Annotated in this window: 16 protein-coding genes and 1 pseudogene; 6 read left to right on the top strand and 11 right to left on the bottom strand. The window is 65.8% G+C overall.

The annotated features are described in order from the left end of the window. Positions 1-240: 240 nt before the first annotated feature. Entirely contained in the window at positions 241-1,296 is a 1,056-nt protein-coding gene (locus ACGFU7_RS45630) for a nuclear transport factor 2 family protein (protein ID WP_393704482.1), read from the bottom strand. A gap of 100 nt (positions 1,297-1,396) precedes the next feature. On the opposite strand from ACGFU7_RS45630, the gene ACGFU7_RS45625 reads away from it, so the two are divergent. Then, positions 1,397-2,380 carry a GlxA family transcriptional regulator gene (locus ACGFU7_RS45625; protein WP_393704480.1) on the top strand — a complete coding sequence of 328 codons (984 nt, stop codon included), beginning with the start codon at positions 1,397-1,399 and terminating at the stop codon, positions 2,378-2,380. Positions 2,381-2,539: 159 nt separating this feature from the next. On the opposite strand, the pseudogene ACGFU7_RS45620 reads toward ACGFU7_RS45625, so the two are convergent. Then, a pseudogene (locus ACGFU7_RS45620) lies at positions 2,540-2,683 on the bottom strand (transposase family protein); the annotation flags it as partial. A gap of 275 nt (positions 2,684-2,958) precedes the next feature. After that, complete coding sequence (gene thyX, locus ACGFU7_RS45615; protein WP_393704478.1) at positions 2,959-3,744, bottom strand: FAD-dependent thymidylate synthase; 786 nt, start codon at positions 3,742-3,744, stop codon at positions 2,959-2,961. A gap of 1,006 nt (positions 3,745-4,750) precedes the next feature. On the opposite strand from thyX, the gene ACGFU7_RS45610 reads away from it, so the two are divergent. Continuing rightward, entirely contained in the window at positions 4,751-5,185 is a 435-nt protein-coding gene (locus tag ACGFU7_RS45610; protein WP_393704477.1) for a nuclear transport factor 2 family protein, read from the top strand. Between the two features lie 165 nt (positions 5,186-5,350). After that, positions 5,351-6,211 (top strand): RNA polymerase sigma factor SigJ, encoded by an 861-nt coding sequence (gene sigJ, locus ACGFU7_RS45605; RefSeq protein ID WP_393704475.1) that lies wholly within the window; start codon positions 5,351-5,353, stop codon positions 6,209-6,211. A gap of 147 nt (positions 6,212-6,358) precedes the next feature. Here the strand turns inward: sigJ (ACGFU7_RS45605) and sigJ (ACGFU7_RS45600) are convergent, their stop codons facing one another. The 5 genes from sigJ (ACGFU7_RS45600) to ACGFU7_RS45580 all read right to left on the bottom strand — a co-directional run bounded on the left by sigJ (ACGFU7_RS45600) (position 6,359) and on the right by ACGFU7_RS45580 (position 11,360). Next, entirely contained in the window at positions 6,359-7,285 is a 927-nt protein-coding gene (sigJ, locus tag ACGFU7_RS45600; RefSeq protein WP_393704473.1) for an RNA polymerase sigma factor SigJ, read from the bottom strand. Continuing rightward, positions 7,282-8,505 carry an NAD(P)/FAD-dependent oxidoreductase gene (locus ACGFU7_RS45595; RefSeq protein WP_393704471.1) on the bottom strand — a complete coding sequence of 408 codons (1,224 nt, stop codon included), beginning with the start codon at positions 8,503-8,505 and terminating at the stop codon, positions 7,282-7,284. The genes sigJ (ACGFU7_RS45600) and ACGFU7_RS45595 overlap by 4 nt, the downstream gene beginning before the upstream one ends. 474 nt (positions 8,506-8,979) lie before the next feature. Then, entirely contained in the window at positions 8,980-9,447 is a 468-nt protein-coding gene (locus ACGFU7_RS45590) for a hypothetical protein (protein WP_393704469.1), read from the bottom strand. A 250-nt stretch (positions 9,448-9,697) separates the two neighbouring features. Further along, a complete protein-coding gene (locus tag ACGFU7_RS45585) occupies positions 9,698-10,180 on the bottom strand; it encodes an ATP-binding protein (protein WP_393704467.1) in 483 nt (160 codons plus the stop codon). A gap of 61 nt (positions 10,181-10,241) precedes the next feature. Beyond that, a complete protein-coding gene (locus ACGFU7_RS45580) occupies positions 10,242-11,360 on the bottom strand; it encodes an NAD(P)/FAD-dependent oxidoreductase (RefSeq protein ID WP_393704465.1) in 1,119 nt (372 codons plus the stop codon). Positions 11,361-11,499: 139 nt separating this feature from the next. Between ACGFU7_RS45580 and ACGFU7_RS45575 the strand changes: the two genes are divergently transcribed. Continuing rightward, complete coding sequence (locus ACGFU7_RS45575; RefSeq protein ID WP_393704463.1) at positions 11,500-11,928, top strand: hypothetical protein; 429 nt, start codon at positions 11,500-11,502, stop codon at positions 11,926-11,928. A 110-nt stretch (positions 11,929-12,038) separates the two neighbouring features. Here ACGFU7_RS45575 and ACGFU7_RS45570 read toward each other — a convergent pair whose 3' ends face one another. Continuing rightward, positions 12,039-12,194: a hypothetical protein gene (locus ACGFU7_RS45570; protein ID WP_393704462.1), complete on the bottom strand. Its 156-nt coding sequence runs from the start codon at positions 12,192-12,194 to the stop codon at positions 12,039-12,041. A gap of 223 nt (positions 12,195-12,417) precedes the next feature. Between ACGFU7_RS45570 and ACGFU7_RS45565 the strand changes: the two genes are divergently transcribed. Continuing rightward, positions 12,418-12,729 carry a hypothetical protein gene (locus tag ACGFU7_RS45565; RefSeq protein ID WP_393704460.1) on the top strand — a complete coding sequence of 104 codons (312 nt, stop codon included), beginning with the start codon at positions 12,418-12,420 and terminating at the stop codon, positions 12,727-12,729. Positions 12,730-12,743: 14 nt separating this feature from the next. Continuing rightward, entirely contained in the window at positions 12,744-12,884 is a 141-nt protein-coding gene (locus tag ACGFU7_RS45560) for a hypothetical protein (RefSeq protein ID WP_393704458.1), read from the top strand. A 14-nt stretch (positions 12,885-12,898) separates the two neighbouring features. Here ACGFU7_RS45560 and ACGFU7_RS45555 read toward each other — a convergent pair whose 3' ends face one another. Then, on the bottom strand, positions 12,899-13,309 hold the full coding sequence (locus ACGFU7_RS45555) for an SsgA family sporulation/cell division regulator (RefSeq protein ID WP_393704456.1): 411 nt from the start codon (positions 13,307-13,309) through the stop codon (positions 12,899-12,901). A 200-nt stretch (positions 13,310-13,509) separates the two neighbouring features. Further along, positions 13,510-13,815, bottom strand: coding sequence for a hypothetical protein (locus tag ACGFU7_RS45550; protein WP_393704454.1), 306 nt, complete (start codon positions 13,813-13,815; stop codon positions 13,510-13,512). Positions 13,816-15,246 lie beyond the last annotated feature (1,431 nt).

Below are 15,246 nucleotides of genomic sequence, written 5' to 3'. Positions count from 1 at the left end.
TGACGGATTACGCAACGTCACCAGGGGATATTCCCACCCAAACCCCGCACCATCAAGTGCCTGACCTGCACCTACGCGCTAACTCACCGGCATTGCAGCTCAGAAGGCACTTTCGTATTTCTTCCCCGCTTCCGGCCTCATCTCAACCGAAACGGCGAGGCTAGGAGACAACACCGCGGACACCACTGGCGGGGAGGGTGGCGGGCCGGAGGCGAGACGGTCGGCCGCCGCCCGGAAGGCTTACGCGCCGAAGAACGGGTCGTCCACCGCATAGAGCCAGCGGCCGTCGAGCTGGCGGCGCACAACTTCGGTGGTGTCGGTCGTCACCGGCTCGGGGGCGAGGCCGGTCACCGTGGCGCTCGAGGAGAGCACTGCGATGTCGCCCACCCTGTGGATCTTCCTGAGCTGGAGAGTGACGCGCGCGCCGTTGTCGACATAGGGGCGCAGGGCCTCCTTGATGGCGGCGATGCCGGTGGCCACGGTGCCGCTCGAATCGGGGACGAAGACGCCCTGAGGCTCGTACAGGGAGACCAGGCCCTCCAGGTCGCCGGCCTCCAGGCACCGTTCGAAGAGCCCGGAGAGCTCACCGGGTTCCCTGGCGATGGCAGCGTCCGAACGGACGCCCGCCGGCCGGTCGCCCCAGCCCGAGCGGTCGATCAGGTCGTGCCAGTCCGGCAGCTCTCCGTACGGCAGATGGCTGCGGAGCACCTGACCGGGGAAGCCGCCAATGGGGCCGGCCTTGGCGGGGTTGGCCAGGGCCTGTTCCGCGACGATGTCGGTCAGCGCGTAGCCGAGGTCCTCGCGTGGAAAGGCGGTGTGGATGCGCTCGGCGAAGCCCGGACGGAGCTCTTCCTTGCCGCGGCCGAGGATGTCGAGGCCGATTCCCGCCTGCGCGAGGGCGACCTCCGGGCCCTTGCGCGCGGCGATCCCGTCCGAGGTGTGCAACGCGACGGCGTCCCACACCACGGCGACGGTGTCCTCGCCCGCCCCATGGTCCCTCAGGAACCGTGCGGCGAGGTCGGCGCCGTCGACCTCGAACCGCTGGTCCCCGTTGCCCTTCTCGGACAGTCCCAGGTCATGCAGGACGCAGCTCAGGAACACCAGCTCGTCGTCGTAGTCGATGCCGGGCTTGAGCCCCCGGCCGTCGGCCAGTTCCGCGGCGAAGAGGTAGCTGCGCAGGCTGTGGCGGTAGATGACACCGGGCTCGGTCTCCTCGGCGAACCGCAGGGCGCCGACGGTCAGCTCGGTGAGCGGAAGTTCGAAATCGGCATAAGGGGTGGGCAGCGCGAGATCCATGGCGAGTGCTCCTGACTCGGATCGGGGTGTCTCCCGATCCTGCGACCGCCGCCGCCCCGCGGCCATGGGCCAGAATGCCAGTATCCGCTAAGTTCTGGCCATGAAAGTTATCGCGATCCTGGCACTCGACGGCGTCCTGCCCTTCGAGCTGTCGGTGCCCGGCCAGGTCTTCGGCACCGCCAACCTCGCCATGTCCAGCCCGTACTACGAGGTACGCGTGTGCGCCGAGCGCCGTACCGTCACCACGTCCGCCGACCACGGGTCCTTCGTCCTCGACGCCCCCTGGGGCCTGGAGGCCCTCGCCGAGGCCGACACCATCGTGATCCCCGGCCACGCCGGTTTTCTGGAACCGCCCCCGAGCACCGTGCTGCGGGTCTTGACCGAGGCGGCCCTGCGCGGCGCCCGCCTGGCTTCTGTGTGCATCGGCGCCTTCACCCTCGCCGCCACGGGTCTGCTCGACGGACTCCGGGCCACCACACATTGGCAGTACGCCGACGAGCTCGCCCGCCGCCACCCTGACATCGACGTCGACCCGGCCGTCCTGTTCATCGACAACGGCAGCCTGATCACCTCGGCGGGCATCGCCGCCGGGCTCGACATGTGCCTGCACCTCGTAGGCCGCGACCTCGGCGCGGACCTGGCCGCCGCGACCGCCCGCCGCACCGTGATGCCCCTGCAACGCGACGGCGGACAGGCCCAGTTCATCGAGCACGCCGGCCCCTCTGTGTACGACACCTCCCTCCAACCGACCCTGCACTGGATGGAAGGCAACCTCCACCGTCCCCTGCCCCTGGAGGAGATCGCGGAACACTCCTCCATGAGTGTGCGCAGCCTGAACCGGCGCTTCCGCGCACAGACCGGCACCACACCCCTGCAGTGGCTGCTGCGCGCCCGCGTCCACCGCGCCCAACAACTCCTGGAGACCACCGACATCCCCATCGATCACGTGGCCGACCTGGCGGGCTTCGGGTCACCCACGACGCTGCGCCACCACTTCGCCCGCCTGACCGGCACCTCCCCTCATGCCTACCGCACCGCTTTCCACTCACAGCAGACCCGGATCTCTGCGCATGCGATGGAGTGATCCCGCTCAGCACCCTTCTGCGGCAACCGGACGGTGGAGCAGCCGTGAGTCCACGATCCGCGGCAGGGTGATCAACGGGGCGCCGCCATGGCGACAGCCGGACCACCGGGCCGCCCTCGACTTCCGGCGCACCGCAGTCCCCGGTGGGCCGGTCGATCGCGTGGTGGTCCCGATGCCGAAGTCGGCCGCAAGCTGGGCGTAGGTGTGTCCGCCGCGAAGGTGGACCAGGACGAGCAGGCCTTGGCGGCTGGCTGGAAGCCGACGCCACTGGGTGCCGCGCTCGCGACGCCGGGCACTGAGCAGGCCAGATGGGCCCTAAAAGACAGGCGCATCCTCGGAGGCATCCGGCGAAGCTCCGGGCGGACAGGTTGCTCTCGGTCGACAACCCGTCTGCCAGGAGCTTCACCTCTTCCAGCACACCGTCCCCACGCCGACTACCCCCGCGAACAGCCCGGTTGGAAATCGTTCACAGTGCCGAGGCCGACTCGGTTCCTGGCCCGAACGCCGCCGGTGACGCAGCGGCGGCGCTTGTCAATCGCGCCGTCCACCAGCTGCGTCTGTCCGGCAGAGGGCTCGCGTCACACCTTGCGCCAGCTGGGTATCCAGGACCCGTCCTCGACGCGGTAGTCACCGAACAGACTGGGGGCTTCCCGGACCATCAACTCGCCGACCTTTCCGAAGAGAAGACGAATCTCCTCCTCCGCGCCTGGAGCGGTGCGCTGCTCGATGACGTGGCGCAGCGTACGGATATTTGCCGTCCAGACCATCCCCGTGGCGACACCTTCGGGGGCGAACCTGCGCATGAAGGAGGTCTTCTCCTTCTTCTCACCGAAGCCGACGGTTCCGGAGTCGAGGCCGAAGTGACTGGCCATCCAGAGCTGAAAGGCCTCCATCTGGTCCAGCAAGGCAGTGGCACGCTCCATCAACTCGGCGTCCTGGTCGGCCCATTCAGGAAACCAGAACGGGAGTTCGTCCAGCCGTACGAAGCGCAGAGACTCCTGCGAGACGGCCGTGCCCGCGCGGTGCCGAGCCAGCTCATGGGTTACTACCCGGCTGACATTGTGCAGGATGAAGGAGAAGTTGGCGTGCTCCAGGACCGAGCCGTGGGCGCTGGCCAGGATGTTTTGCAAATACGCTTCCTGGTCGGTACGGATCCGGGTGACATTGGGGTTCAGACCGGGGATCCAGGACCGATAGCACACCCGCCCGGCGAACTCGGCCAGATTCTGCGCGTCATCCAGTGTGCCACTGTCCAGTCGCTCCAGCCACGCCCTCCCACCCACCTCCGCGAGATAGTCGGAGACCGCTCCGTAGTCGATCTGCGGGCGGGCGACGAGGCGGACCTGGGGCTCAACGCGGAGCATGGCGTGCATCCTTCAACTCATAGGGGATGTGGTGCGCACAGTGGGTCAGTGTGTGTAATGCGAGGTCCGGTCGGGGCACCTCGTAGTGGGCAGCGGTCAGTGTCTCGGCCTCGTCAACAGCGGGTAGATACACGCTGAATCGACCTCCTGCCTGTAGTCCCTTAGCCTCCTGGCCAGACTTCTGGACCACGCGATCCCATCCGAGGGCGCGACCGCACCCGCCGGGCCCAGCTCCAAGCAGGTCGAGCAGGGGCCGGGGCGAATCCGGCCGGTTCGAGCCCCAACAGGCCGGCGGCCATGTTGGTGTTGTCGAACTCGCCCTGGGGTGGCATGCAGACGACCCCGCGTGACAGGACGCTCCCTACCCTCGGCGAGCGCCGCGGTGACGAGGACCAGCGGGTGATACGACAGTACCTGGGCGCCTCTGTCGTGCCGGGCCACGGGTACCTCACTCTCGGCGGTGACGGTCGCGACGCTACGGCGCAGGCCGATGGGGCTGAGGATACGGCTGAGGGGGGCACGCATCCGGTCCGGCCCGGTCTCGTAGAGCGGTGGACGCATCACCAGGTCATCGCCGGTGCTCGCCATCGTCACGCGCAGTTCGGATGTGGCGTCGTCGGCCTCTGTGCGCTGGTGGACGGCATCCTCAGCGGCCCGGACGCCCGCGAAGCCGCCACGTGCAATCGCGACCTCAGACATGTGTTGGCGCCTTTCACTCGCAGCTCCGCTTTCCCGGGGCTCCAGAAGCGATTCGCCCGGGACCCGTTGCCCCGGCCGGGCACTGCCCCCTCGAAAGGCGGGGCAGATCAGTTCGTCGCTCTAATCAGGACGACATAGCTCGCCCGAATGTGACAGGGCGGTGTCCCCATGACAGAGCGGCCCCCCGCTTCCCCTGCGTGCCTCGCAGAGGGTTGTCACATTCTTCGGCGCTGCGTCGTCTGATGGGTGCGGGACGAGAAGCAGGAACGCGCGAACACGAAGCACTACCAGAAGGAAGACGCAGAAGATGACGAACGCAACACCCACCCACACCCCTCTGGCCGGTGAGTTGGCCTCGAAGATCGTGGAAGCAGCGGGCGACCCGGACACGATCGCATCGTTGATCTCGGAAGACGTAACATGGTGGATAACTCCGTCGATCCCCGCCGAAATCATGGAAAGTGTCACCCATGGGCGTGAGGCCATGCGCGAGAATCTTCAGCGTGTTTTCTCGACGCTGTACCAAACGGGCACAGTACGCACCGTTGTGCATGACACCATCAGCGAGGGAAATCTAGGCGCCGCACGTTGGACGATGACAGGTAAATTCGCCAACGGCGCACCCTTCGAAAATTACTACGCTCTGTGGGTCGAGGCGAAGGACGGCCTCGTGGTGAAGGTTTGGGAGTACACTGATATGGCCCACAGCACGGCCCAGTCACAGGCAGGGATTCACTCATAACGGAGCTCCCCACCGGCAATCTTCCTCGCGAGTCCGGCCGCATTGAGTCCGCACCTACTCGTGTTGGCGCGGGGGTCGCGGGTTTTCTTCACTTGCGTGATGAATGAACCGCGAAACCCGCGGCCGGGGCCGGTACGTGGCCGTCCGACAGGAGAGAGTCATTTCGTGGCTAGTAACAGGGAATTCGAAGAGCATCGCAGCCGCCTGTGGGATATTTCCTATCGCATCACCGGATCCGTGGCGGACGCCGACGATGCCCTTCAGGAGGCGTGGCTGCGCTGGGAGCGCCTGCCGGACGGATCAGTGGAGGACACCGGGCCATATCTCCGAACAGTGGTGACCCGAATCTGTTTGGACATGATCGGCTCGGCGCGCGCTCGCCGTGAAATCTATGCCGGGCCGTGGCTGCCGGAACCGCTGGTCACCGAGGGTGGGCCCGAGGACAGGGTGACTCTGGACGACACAGTCAGCATTGCCATGCTCGCTGTTCTTCAACGGCTGACGCCGGCCGAACGAACGGCCTTCATTCTGCACGACGTCTTCGCGGTGCCGTTTGCGGAAATCGCCGAGACGGTGGGCCGCTCCCTTTCAGGCGTACGGCAGTTGGCTTCCCGCGCGCGGCGCCGCGTCCGTGAGGAGGCCCCGACCCGGTCGACCGACCGCAGTGAGCATCAGCGGGCGGTGGAGGCCTTTCTGGCGGCGTCCACCGGTGGCGATTTCGATCGGTTGCTGAAAATCCTCGACCCCGATGTGGTGTGGCGGTCGGACGGCGGGGGAATCGTCACCGCGGCCCGGGTGCCCGTCGTTGGCCGCGAGAAGACCGCCCACTTCGTGGAGCGGGTCATGCAATGGGTCGATCTCTCGACAACGCGAATCCTCAGGCGCGAAGTGAACGGGGCGCCTGGCCTGGTCATGATCGACCACACGGGTATGACCGTCGTTCTTGCTTTCACCGTCCACGACGGTTTCATCACCGAGATCGACGCAGTGGTCAATCCCGAGAAGCTCCGCCACCTCCACATGTAGACGGGCTTGGTGGATCGCTCCTCCCGCCCAGTAGCGAGTTCAGGGCACGCAAGCTGCGCTGAACTCGTCGCTGGGCGGCCCTGCGTCAGACATCGAATTGCCGTCCGGACATTTCCGTCCAGGACTGATAATTCTGGATATCTCAATTCACTGATGCGGGATTTTATTCCAGGCATGGAGTTTTTCCGGGTTCATCATCAGCCAGAAGTGCTCCATGGTATCGCCGTCGAACTCGATGGCGATGACAGCGATCGTAACGCCGTCGAGCCGCACGACGAGACCCGGACTGCTGTTGACGTTCTCTTCGGAGACAGTGACTCTCAATTCTTTTCGCAGGGCACCCCGGAAGAAGCGTGCGACTTTCTCTGCTCCAGAAATAGGACGGAGAGCCGTCCTGACTTTCCCTCCGCCGTCCGTTTCCACGATGACATCCGGGTCCAGCAGGCCGATGAGATCGCCGAGGTCTCCGCTCCGGCAAGCGAGCCTGAAGGCCGACACGGTGTCGTGGTGACGTTCCGGATCGCCCGCGTTCCGCGGCGCTGTACGGATATGCCGACGGGCTGAGGTTGCCAACTGGCGGCAGGCCGCAGGGGTCCGCCCGACGGTTTCGGCGATCTCCGCGAAAGGAACGCCGAAGACGTCATGGAGGACGAAAGCGACCCGCTCGGCGGGGGTGAGCGCTTCGAGCACCACAAGAACGCCCATGCTGACGGACTCGTCCAACGTGATGAGGTCAGCCGGGTCGGTGGAGCCCTCCGGTGAACTCGTGCTCCACCTCGGCCGGTCAGGGAGCGGCTCGGGAAGCCAGTCGCCCACGTAGCGTTCCCTGCTTCTGCGGGCCGATTTCAACTGGTCGAGGCAGATCCGGCCGGCCACCCGAACGAGCCACCCTGTGGGCGAGGTGATGTCGTGCTGCTCCGCCTCCGTCATCGCGTACCAGCGCGAGTAGGTCTCCTGTACGACGTCTTCGGCTTCGGTGGCCGAACCGAGCAGCCGGTGGGCGAGATTGATCAGCGTCCGACGCTCACCGATGATCGCACCGAGGGCGTCAGGCGTGGCCCGTCCCGGCCTCATGACCGGGCATGCTCTTGCCGCTGCGTGGGGGTGGAGGCGTTCTTGCGCGGCTTGGCCCAGTGATACGACCCCGCCCGCTGACGCTCCCAGCTCAGGATCAGGCGCGCGTAGCGGTTGTTCAGTTCGTTCACCCATCCGGCGAACCGGCCAGTGAAGCTGATTTCTCGAGGAGAGTCGTTGGCGCGGGTGGGCTGAACGAGCCCATCGTTGGGGCCCAGGCTCATATTGAGCGCAAGGTAGGCGAGCGCGAACGGTTTCGGTGTCTCGCCACGCAGGCCGGCGATGATGGTTGCTGCGGCGTGCGCTCCCTGTGGGACCGCGGTCCCACAGGCCATGCGCAGTGTGCTGCCCTCGGGGCCGGCAATGACGACGCCGTCACCGGCCCCGAGGATGTCGGGGTGCTGAGTGGAGCGCATGAGACTGTCGACGGTGAGGCGACCGGCTCGGTCGACGTCCAGTCCGCTGTCCTTCGCCACTTCTGGAACGGCGAAGGAAGCCGCCCAGATCACGCAGTCCGCAGGGATGGACCGGCCGTCCGTGGTGCCGATGCCTGCCGGGGTGACTTCGGCGACCTTGGTCTGCTCGATGGTGTCGACGTTCCTCATCGCGGGAGCGTTCATCAGGTAGCGGCGGGCTTTCGGTGACAGCGTCGGACCCAGCACCGATGAGGTGACGATCTTCAGCGAGAGTCCGGGTCGTGCGACGGCGAGCTCGGTCACCGTCTCGATGGCGGTCGTTCCGCCGCCGACGATGAGTACGGTCTTGCCCGACGGCAATGCGTCCAGCGCCGTCCTGAGGGCGCGGGCCCTGTCAAGGCCGGACACATCGTGCGCGTGTTCGAAAGCTCCGGGAACGGCTGCGCGCGGGCTGCCGCTTCCGATCGCGTAGATCAGTTCGTCGTAGCTTTGCGTCCACGTCTTCTGCCTTCCGGGTTCGGCGCAGTCGACCTCATGATCGCCGGGCCGGATGCGGGTGGCCGTTCCCAGCCGCAGCCGAACGGCCGGATGAAGCAATTCCCTCACCGTATGACGCGTCGCGGAGTCCGAGCCGATACGTGCCGCGACCTCGTGCAGCCGGATCCGCTCCACAAATTCCGGGATCGGGTTCACCAGCGTGATGTCCACCCGCGAACCGAGTTTCCCGGCCAGCCGGTTGGCGCTCATGACACCCGCGTACCCCGCTCCGAGGATGAGGATTCTGTGCTGCTTCGTGTTGTCCATACCTGTATGACGAGACAGCCTCCGAGTTTGTGAGATCTTCGGGTCACCTTCTTACGGTGATCTTCACAGTTGAAGGTGTGGCTGGCCCGTGGCGTGCGCAGGTGGCAGCACGGGTTGTGGTGGGTGTGAGATCAGCCCGGGGCCCCTGTGGCCTTGTCCCAGGCTGCTTCATCAGCATCCTCCCGCACGCGCCCTCCGCCGGCCGGTCCGTGGGCCGCTCAGTGCCGGTGTGTGAGCCTTGCGTGCCGACTCCGAAGCACACTCAGCGGATTGCGGCCCGAGCCCGAATGTGCCGGTGATCGCGGCGCAGGGCAGGCTGGCGTGGTCGCAGACAGCAGCACCGGCTGCGCCTGATGTCGGAACAAGACTCCAGCGCCGTCACCTACCGGGCCCCACACCTGGCGCTCCCGCTCGCCCGTGCCCGCCGGCCGCGGCATCGCTGCGACGGCCGGCAGGACCGGATTGCAGGGGGCATCACTGCGACTGCGTTCCCGGTCCGACGTTCGCTCGGCTTGCCTGGCGGAACGCGGCTCGCGGCAGCCGCCGTGCGAGCCGGAGGATGTAGGCGCCGACGACGAGGTCTATCGCTGCGCAGAAGACGGGGTACCAGCCGGGTACGCCCGTGTTCACGAAGAGGGCATCGTGGATGAGATCGAACACGGCGTGGAGGATCCAGAGCGTGCCGACAATGAGTGCCGACAGCGGAATCCCGAAGACCAGGCATATGACACCGCCGACGATGAATGGTGTCCCGACCAGCATTTCGCGCAGGGCGACCTGGCCTTCACCTGCAGCGAGGGCGAACCCGGAGTAGATCAGCGGGAGCAGGATGAGCGAGGCCGAGTACAGCCAGTTCTCACCTCGCACACGGCGTGCCAGCACAATGGATGCGCACCCCAGCACTACGCCGACAATCGTGCCGATGAGTTGCGCCGGGAACATGCTGTTGTCCGATCCGTAGAGGCTGTGAAGGGCTAGTGGCTCGTTACGCAGCCTCGGCCGGGTAATCGGCTGGCTGCTCGTCGGCCGGCGGACTGTCTCCGAGGCTTGATCCTGGAGGTGGTCCTGCGGCGTCGACCGAATGTGTTCCTCCGGCCGGTGAGCATGGAGGAGGGCCGCAGGCTGCAGCGGACCTCGAGGGAGTCCGCGCGCTGATTCTGCGCGACGCGTGCACCGGGCCTCGGCGGCCCTGTCACGCCGCTTCGAGCACGGAGGCACCGTCGAGGAGCAGAACTGCCAGTGCGCGTCGACAGTTCTGCTCCTGCACAATCTCGGTCCGCTCCGCGACTTGATCGACCATGCCGAGGCCGCGGCCACGCTCGTCCTCGGGGTCGGCAGAGTGCGGGCAGATGCGCTCGACGCGAAGTCCGGAGTCGACGACCTCAATGCACAGGGTCCGGCGGATCAGCGTGAGCGTGACCGTCATATCGGCGCGTCCGTGCTGGGCGGCGTTGCCGGCCAGTTCCCCGATGATGAGGACTGCCGAGAACCGGTCCTCTTCGGCCACGCCCCAGCGGGACAGGAGGAGAGAGGCAAAGCGGCGGGCCTCCGCGACCCGGCTCTCCTCGGCCGGCAGCGCCACCATTGCGCGTCGGGCCGGACCCGGCAGAAGGGTCGCCTGCGCTGCGGTCGTCGAGCCGCTGAGTGCTCTGCAGTGGCGAGGCGTGCTGCTCATCGGTTTCGCTCCTGTGCGCGGCCGGGTGCTGGTCACGGTGTCGGGTCGCCTGAGGGGCCGGTCAGTTCGCACCGGGAATGAGCCGGGAGGCTCGCGGGTGGCGCGCGTCCATGCGGATGGTCCTGACGGTTCCGCGTACGACCTGCTCCTTGATCAGGGCGGCGGGCTTGCCGGTAACAATGCGGTCGCGGGGAGAGTCGTCCTTTCCGACAAGCTGAATCAGGCCGTTATGGCGGCCCAGGCTCATGCACTGGCCCTGGTAGCTGAACCTGAATGGCTTCGGCTCCTGGCCGCGAAGGTCTCGTACCAGGGAGTTCGCCGCGTGGGCCCCGAGCGGCAGGGCAGTGGCGCAGGCCATTCGGATAGGCCCGGAGGAAGGAGTCTCGACGGCGGCGGCGTCCCCTGCGACATACACCTCGGGGTGGGACAGGGAACGCAACGCGGAGTCGGCCCTGATCTGATGACGGTTGTCGGTGGAGAGGCCTGCCGCGACGGCAAGTTCGGTGTTCGGAACCATGGACGCGGACCAGACCACGACATCGGTGTCGACATCGTCAGGGTTGCCGACGTGTCGGCCTTCCTCGATGCGTACGCCCCGATCGATAAGAACGGAACGGATGTGGGAACGTCCCTTCGCCGAGACACTGGGGGCGATCTCCCCACCGGTGGCCAGGTGTACCTTCCAACCCGGGTGGGACTCGGCCAGCTCCGTGGCCAGTTCAATACCGGTCAGCCCTCCCCCGACCACCGTGAGCGCACCGGAGCCGTCCAGGAGACGCTTGTAGAGCTCTGCCGCTGATTCCGCTGTGTAGGCGCGCTCCGGCGAGGTGCCCGTCACATCGAGCCCCGCGGTGCGGCTGCCGAGGGCGTAGACCAGGCGGTGGTAGTCCAGAGTATGGCCGACTTCGGTGTGCACCCTGGCGGATCCGGTGTCGATGAGGGTGACCCGTGCGCGAAGGTGCGTGACATTGGTGGACTGCAGGAGAGTACGCAGGGGATGCGTCACGTCCGGACGGCCCGCGGCCGTTTCATGCAGCCGGACACGTTCGGTGAAGTGATCGGCCGGGTCGATCAGAGTGACCCGGACCTGCGGATCGAGCTGCAAGGCCGCCCGCAGACCGGCATAGCCGGCACCCACCACAACGACATGCTTGCCCGCGCTGCTCAATTTGTTCGTCACACCAGTACGACGACATAGCCGTGCCGAATGTGACGCTCGCCTGATGCGATCCCTTCCGGACCGGGAGCCTCCTTCGAGCGTCCTGCACCGCCGCCCGCAAGGGCTGTCACATAAGTGGCCCCTACCTCGTCATACAGGTATGCCTATCAACCTCCGCCGCGCCCTCCTTGGGGTCCTCGCCCTGGCCGGCGCCTACACAGGCGTCTGGGCCTATTTCGCTCCGCGCAACTGGCACGCCCGCTTTCCCGGATTCGGCCGCAGCTGGCTGCCACAGCTGGGCCCGTACAACGAGCACCTGTCCAAAGACGCCGGCGCCATGTTCTTGGCGCCGGCGGTGCTGACTCTGTTCGCCCTGCGCTGTGTGCGCAACGACATGACCGTCCAGATCACCGCGCTGGTGTGGCTCACCTTCAACATTGCTGCATCTGATCTACCACATGTAGCATCTGCACCTGTACGGCAACGTCGACAGAGCCTTGAACGTCGTGGCCCCGGGCTCCCTCGTTCTGGCTACTTCTGCCCTGCTCATGCCGCTCACGCGAAGGCGAAGCGTCTGACGTTCCCTTAACGCTTTCAAAGCGCCCTTTACCTCGTCGTATACGCAGTTCCGACACGGGGCCGGGGCTGGGGCTGACACGAGAGTGGAGTGAACTGCCCAGGCCGGACGGATGAGATCGGTTAGAAACGCATAGTCAATCCGAGGCTGTTGGCTTCGCGGGTCATGCGGCGCCCGGCCCGTTCGGGATCTCGTTTGGCGATGCAGTCGGCCTCGAAGCCGCGGCAGGGGACCTTGTCGCTCAGAACGTGCCGGACAGTCATGGCCAGTTCGTGCATGACGGCGACCCGTTTGCCGCCTCCACCGCGCAGATGCGGCGGAAGAGCGCGACGGGGTAGGAAGTCTTGTCTCTGATAGTGGCCATGGCAGCAGCCTCGCGTAGGCGTTTGAGGTTGCTGTTGCGGCGGGTGCGTCTGGATCTGCTCACCCCGGCCGAACTCGTTCCGGCCCGGGCAGACGCCGATCCAGGAGGCGAGTTGTGGTGCGCAGACGAACACAGCCATGTCCCTGCCGGTCTCAGCGATGAATCTCGACGGCGAGCCGGCCGATGCCGGAGATGGTGTCGAGGTCGTCCAGGTCCTGCTGACGCTCGGGCAGCAAGGCGACCCGCATGTCGAAGAGGACGCCAATTCCCTCCTCGGCATCGCGTATCCCCGCTGGCGCGCCGATGGATGCTGCGGACTGCCTGGGCCGTTCATCTCGACCCGGGCGGCGATGAGTTTAAAGGGCACGGCGCAATTCCAAGGCCACTGGAAGCACCGGGAGCAGGCCTTAAAGCCTGCAGCGCCACCGCTGTTCGGGTTCGGCCAATAGGTACCTGGCGCTGCTTGGTGTACCAGCGGGCGTGGACCAAGCCCATCGTGCTGTTCGATCTGGCCACCCACCGGCTCATCGAAGCGCAGACTCCGCTGCCCGACGTCACCACTGTGGAGCGGGTGTTCGCCGGGCTGCGTAGGCAGTCGCGCTAAGCCTGTGAGCTCCTTCAGTTCCCGAGGAGGAGGTGCGAGAGCTCGGTTTCCAGATCGACATGGCGATGCTCGGTGCCCGGTGGTACGGCTGCATCCATCCGCTTCACGAACAATTCCAGAGGGCGGGCCGAGGCTTCAAACAACGCCTCCTCCTCGCCCGACCTAAGGGCAAGGCAGACGTTGCTTTCTCCAAGCCTGCTCGATGGCCACATCCTTACGTCGCCTATTCCGGCGGGTTGGTACAGGCCTTGCGCCAGGAGGTCGCGGGCGAATACCCACTCGACCATTTCATCGAAAGTATAAAATGTGACGCGCACGGCATAAGGATCGGCTGTGTCGTAGCGCAGACCCGCAGGTATGGGAAGTGAGGAATCGTCCGACAGAACGATACGCAGAAGGAGATCACAACTGATTGCGGTATTCATAAACGCCTGGCCTTTCCTGCAGCGTGCGCGGCTCCTCGTGCGGGTCGCTTTATATTTAAGATTTCATTTTTATGGTTTCACATTTACCGGCAAGCGGGAAAACGGCACACAAAAGAATACGTCCGGGAAATAGCTTGTCGGCGTCACGCCGGACCCACTGACCGACGTGACACCGACACTGGCTGAAGCCAGGATCCCGCTCAGTGGTCGCGACGGTCCTCGTGGTGCGAGCGCTCGCCATGGTTGCGGTGCCCGTCATTGCCGAAGTACCGGTGGTCGTCACCGAAGTACCGGTGGCCGAAGCCGCACTGGTTCTCGAAGGTCGCCCGCTGATCCGCGACCCAGCGGTCGATGCGGTGCCCGTCGTAGCGGTACCAGTCGCCGTGGCCATTGCTGTAGCACTTGTCGTGGCCGTGCACGTACCAGCCGCGATTGCTGTCCCCGCGATAGCGGCTGTCGTCGTGGTTGTAGCGGCCGTGGTCTCGGCTGTCAGTCTTGACGGTCACGGCAACTCGCGTGTGCCCGTCAGCGGGAAGAGTCGCCGCCGATGCAGATCCTCCAGCAGCGAGAAGAGCGCCGCCGGCAACTACCAGAGAAGCGGTCGCGGTAGCGATGCGCCGCATTACATTGTTCATGGTCCAAAACTCCTTGATTCGTACACCGTTCGATGGCCCCGAACAACGACTGCGCCGTTTGATTCGGTAAATTAAACGTACGCCCATTTGGGTTATTTGAACAATGAACAGCGCGTGAAGAACGTCACTCGGCCGGACGGAATGAAAGAAGATCAATTCGAAGATCAAATATGAGAATTCTTTTGATACCGAACCGAGATCGGACGTCCTGGTGAGCTTTCAGGATTGCACTGAGGGTGATATTCGGATCACTCCACATTTCCGCACGAGCTTAGGCCACCAGCGATGCCGACGATTTCACGACCGATACACCCCCATCGGCGGGCACCGGCCGTCTGAGTGGACGTCAATCATCCGGTAGACGACCGGACTCAGCAGATTTGCGCATTCGCCTGCCCCGAGCACCGGGGCGCGGCTGGATCGTGCAAGCAGCCGGTCCGGAGGTAAAGCATTGTCAGCCGGGTGAAGCGCGTGGGAAGTCGCGGTTCTGCGACATCAGACTCAACGACCGAAGCTGTCGTGGATGACCAGGCGGTGCTGCCCTCGCCCGCTGGCGCCGATCGCCCCGGGACCCCTGCAACAGCCACCGGCTGGGCACGCCCGGCATCAGGACCGCAACAGGCCCTCGAACTGCCCCATCCGCAGCCCCACGGGCACACAGGACGAGCCACTCGGCCGAACCTCACTGGAAAGCCCTCTTCTTGCACCTGGAGCTGCTCAGCGGCCACCACGCGGCTGGACTCCCCCTGCCGCACGCGCCGCCCTGCACGCGCCCCAGCCGCAGTTCCGTCCGCTGGGTAACCTCGTGCCCACCAAAGTCTGCACCGAGACCGGAGCACTACACCCCCGTCACAGCCAGGCGCTCTCGGAGGCGGAACAGGTTTCCGCAGTGTCCACGTTGGTCGTCGAGGGGGCGCGGGGCTGCCGGCCGAGCACTCGGGCGGCCTTGCCGGTGTTCCGGAACTTTGCCGAGCTGGCTGCGCGCTCGCCCAGTCGGCCAGGCGGCGCGAGGCGAGGTCGATGACCGTGGCCACGCCGGAACGCCGTCACCAGTCCGCGCGGAGATCCGCACCACCCCCGCGCCGACTTCCAGACTATTGACCCGCACCGCGGCCAACTGCGGTAACTGGGACTCAAACTCGACCTCGTATACACATCCAGCCAGCAGCCGGATTGACGATTCGTCACGAGTGCTTCCAGTCCCTATCACCCAGGGTCATTGCATGATCGAGATCTGTCTGGGTTCGTCACGTGAGACCGAGGGCTCGTAGGGGCCGGTGGTAGTCGCGGCCGGTGTGGCGG

Origin of the sequence: Streptomyces sp. NPDC048473 (genome assembly GCF_043200155.1) — a bacterium.
Classification (GTDB): domain Bacteria; phylum Actinomycetota; class Actinomycetes; order Streptomycetales; family Streptomycetaceae; genus Streptomyces.
The sequence above is the reverse complement of the archived record's forward strand: the minus strand, read 5'-3'. Positions and strand labels throughout refer to the sequence as shown.

Bases quoted from the DNA above. Each gene is read 5' to 3' on its own strand.
- ACGFU7_RS45630 (WP_393704482.1), bottom strand. From the start codon at position 1,296: ATGGATCTCGCGCTGCCCACCCCTTATGCCGATTTCGAACTTCCGCTC.
- ACGFU7_RS45625 (WP_393704480.1), top strand. From the start codon at position 1,397: ATGAAAGTTATCGCGATCCTGGCACTCGACGGCGTCCTGCCCTTCGAG.
- thyX (WP_393704478.1), bottom strand. From the start codon at position 3,744: ATGCTCCGCGTTGAGCCCCAGGTCCGCCTCGTCGCCCGCCCGCAGATC.
- ACGFU7_RS45610 (WP_393704477.1), top strand. From the start codon at position 4,751: ATGACGAACGCAACACCCACCCACACCCCTCTGGCCGGTGAGTTGGCC.
- sigJ (WP_393704473.1), bottom strand. From the start codon at position 7,285: ATGAGGCCGGGACGGGCCACGCCTGACGCCCTCGGTGCGATCATCGGT.
- ACGFU7_RS45595 (WP_393704471.1), bottom strand. From the start codon at position 8,505: ATGGACAACACGAAGCAGCACAGAATCCTCATCCTCGGAGCGGGGTAC.
- ACGFU7_RS45590 (WP_393704469.1), bottom strand. From the start codon at position 9,447: ATGTTCCCGGCGCAACTCATCGGCACGATTGTCGGCGTAGTGCTGGGG.
- ACGFU7_RS45585 (WP_393704467.1), bottom strand. From the start codon at position 10,180: ATGAGCAGCACGCCTCGCCACTGCAGAGCACTCAGCGGCTCGACGACC.
- ACGFU7_RS45575 (WP_393704463.1), top strand. From the start codon at position 11,500: ATGCCTATCAACCTCCGCCGCGCCCTCCTTGGGGTCCTCGCCCTGGCC.
- ACGFU7_RS45570 (WP_393704462.1), bottom strand. From the start codon at position 12,194: ATGCACGAACTGGCCATGACTGTCCGGCACGTTCTGAGCGACAAGGTC.
- ACGFU7_RS45565 (WP_393704460.1), top strand. From the start codon at position 12,418: ATGTCCCTGCCGGTCTCAGCGATGAATCTCGACGGCGAGCCGGCCGAT.
- ACGFU7_RS45555 (WP_393704456.1), bottom strand. From the start codon at position 13,309: ATGAATACCGCAATCAGTTGTGATCTCCTTCTGCGTATCGTTCTGTCG.